The 2602-nt window shown below is 35.2% G+C and carries 2 protein-coding genes and 1 pseudogene; 1 reads left to right on the plus strand and 2 read right to left on the minus strand.

Going from position 1 to position 2602, the window contains the following annotated elements; translation table 11 throughout:
- Both OZD62_RS04495 and OZD62_RS04500 read right to left on the minus strand, forming a co-directional pair.
- A pseudogene (locus OZD62_RS04495) lies at positions 1–409 on the minus strand (IS110 family transposase); the annotation flags it as partial.
- A 320-nt stretch (positions 410–729) separates the two neighbouring features.
- A complete protein-coding gene (locus tag OZD62_RS04500; RefSeq protein ID WP_015589289.1) occupies positions 730–1182 on the minus strand; it encodes a hypothetical protein in 453 nt (150 codons plus the stop codon).
- Between the two features lie 140 nt (positions 1183–1322).
- On the opposite strand from OZD62_RS04500, the gene OZD62_RS04505 reads away from it, so the two are divergent.
- On the plus strand, positions 1323–2357 hold the full coding sequence (locus tag OZD62_RS04505; RefSeq protein ID WP_275019522.1) for an aspartate-semialdehyde dehydrogenase: 1035 nt from the start codon (positions 1323–1325) through the stop codon (positions 2355–2357).
- Positions 2358–2602 lie beyond the last annotated feature (245 nt).

The following is a 2602-nucleotide window of genomic DNA, read 5'->3' on the forward strand; positions in this document are numbered from 1 at the left end:
TAGCGATTGCATGCAACGGTAAAGCTCCCTCAAATGCCTCATTTCAGGTGCAATGGGCTTCCAAAGAGCAGGTTTGTTGGCGATACAAAATCTAGCTATCATAGCTGCATCTGATTTATCTGTCTTATTTCTGAGCAGCTCACTTTTGCCAAAAGCTTTCTGGGTTTACTATACTGACATTATGTCCTAAATCGTGCATAAAAGTAGCCAAATCTTCTCCATACCAACTAGTTGCTTCAAGACATAAATGAGTAAGATTTGCTCCATGGCCATTGCACCAAACTACAAGTTTTGCAAAACCATCTTGATTATTTTGAAAGACTTTGTGTCGTTTTTTACTGTCCACTAACAAACAAACATCAAATTTCTTTTTTGAAATATCCACACCCAAAATAGCATTTACTTGCATAAAATTGCCTCCAAGACTATAAATAAACTGAGAGTTTAGACTAACCTTGTAATACGGGATATAATTCCAAAAGATACTGTTCAGTCTTTAACTCTATGGGAGGGAAGCAAAATCTGGCTTAATGGCATTAGTGTCGCATCAGCTTCACCCTCCCTGTGAGGTATTTTAGCTCTAATGCCTCACATCATAAAGATACAAGTGTCACGCACTGGGATGACGAGAAAGGAGCACTGGAATTTTTGTTTCAATATTTGTACATGAGCCATGCATCTGAACAGATACAATGTTATAACTAGAGATAATTTTTAAATGATTGATATTTATGAACTACGACTTTTCTTGTTGTCCACTTGTTCAACATTACCCTTCTCAAGTTTACTATCTACTTCTTTTGTGTGTTCATCATCTATACTAGTTTCATCTTTTATCTTACTAGGGTAATCTTCCTGCGATTTTTTATATGCTTCCATGTTGTCATATATAGGGTTACTGATGATTTCTATTTTTTCAGGTGTGAAAATCCTTGCTAAAAATCTCCTTATTATTGGTATTGACCTTAAGAGATCTCTTAGCTTTGAAGATTCTTGTCTTTTGTTTAGAGACTGTTGGTCTATTTTAGAGGTTTTTACACCATACTTTTTATCATCAAAATTTATTGTAGGCTTTCTTTTATTCGAAAGAACACTTTGGGCCTTTGATCCATTGGTTCCTTCAGGCCCTTGAGGTGTAGACATTGCAGGTTTAACCTTAGTTTCATCGTATTCCTTACTCATCTTTCATTTCATTATGTAATATTACTAATATTGCATAATAATAGCTAAATTACAATTAATTGCAAGGTAAAAATATTAAAACAATTGTAAATTTTGTCAGTAAAAATATAATAGAACTTTAAAATTAGAGGTTCATCTATATGAGATACAAAATTGCTGTTATTGGAGCAACCGGAAGAGTAGGGCGTGAGGTATTAAGCACGCTTGCTGAATTTCAAGATGAGGCGATAGATTGCGTTATTGCACTTGCATCGAAAAAATCAGAAGGGAAGAAGGTGAGCTTTGGTGACAAAGAGTTAACAGTTTTATGCCTTGAGGATTATGACTTCGTTGGAACTAATGTAGCCATTTTCTGTGCTGGATCTCATGTTTCTGAAGAGTATGTACCAATTGCAACACAGGCTGGATGCATCGTGATAGATAACAGTTCCCATTTTAGAATGAAAGAGGGTGTGCCACTCATTATTCCAGAGATTAATAAAGAAAAAATTATGGAATATAAAAACCACAACATAATATCCAATCCAAACTGTACTACAATACAGATGCTGCTAGTACTACATCTATTACACCAAAAAGCAAAAATAAAGAGAATCGTTGCTTCAACTTATCAATCAACTTCTGGTGCAGGCAAAGCAGCAATGGATGAGCTCTATGACCAGACAAAAAAAATCTTTATGAACGAAGCTAAAAAACCCAAGATATTCTCTAAGCAAATAGCATTCAATTGCATTCCCCATGTAGGAGAATTCATGGAAAATGGCTCTACAGAAGAGGAATGGAAAATGCAAGAGGAGACAAAAAAAATTTTAGAGGAAGATATAAAAGTTACTGCAACTTGTGTAAGGGTACCCGTCTTTATCGGTCACGCTATGGCAGTAAATGTGGAATTTGATCAACATATCACTGAAGAACAAGCTCGTGAAGTGCTAAGTGAAGCCGAAGATAGTGGAGTTTTAGTGTACAACAGGCGTGAAGATAGTGAATACATAACTCAAATTGATGTTGTACAGGAGAATGCTGTATATGTATCGCGTATTAGAGGAGACAATACTGTTGAGCACGGATTAAATATGTGGATAGTGGCTGACAACCTGCGCAAAGGCGCAGCATTAAATATAGTGCAGATTCTTGAGATTTTGATAAGAGAGCATTTGTCAATCAAGTGCATATAGAGCGCACGTACGTTGTAATTCGAAGGAAATTGTATATCACATGGCAGCGCGTGACGCTGGAATGGCTTTGTTGCATCGCTACTTATGAAAGGCTAACTATAATTAGGATTATAAGCAACTTATTGAAAATCTTGTTTTTTTTGCAATCAATCTGATCAAATTTAAGAATAGTAACTTGTTATTTATATTAATAAATTTAATTCTATTGAAAATAGCTAAAGCATTGAAATTCTTGAATTTTAGCC

The organism is Wolbachia endosymbiont of Drosophila seguyi (assembly GCF_028981765.1).
Classification (GTDB): Bacteria; Pseudomonadota; Alphaproteobacteria; order Rickettsiales; family Anaplasmataceae; genus Wolbachia; species Wolbachia pipientis.

Bases quoted from the DNA above. Each gene is read 5' to 3' on its own strand.
- OZD62_RS04500 (WP_015589289.1), bottom strand. From the start codon at position 1,182: ATGAGTAAGGAATACGATGAAACTAAGGTTAAACCTGCAATGTCTACA.
- OZD62_RS04505 (WP_275019522.1), top strand. From the start codon at position 1,323: ATGAGATACAAAATTGCTGTTATTGGAGCAACCGGAAGAGTAGGGCGT.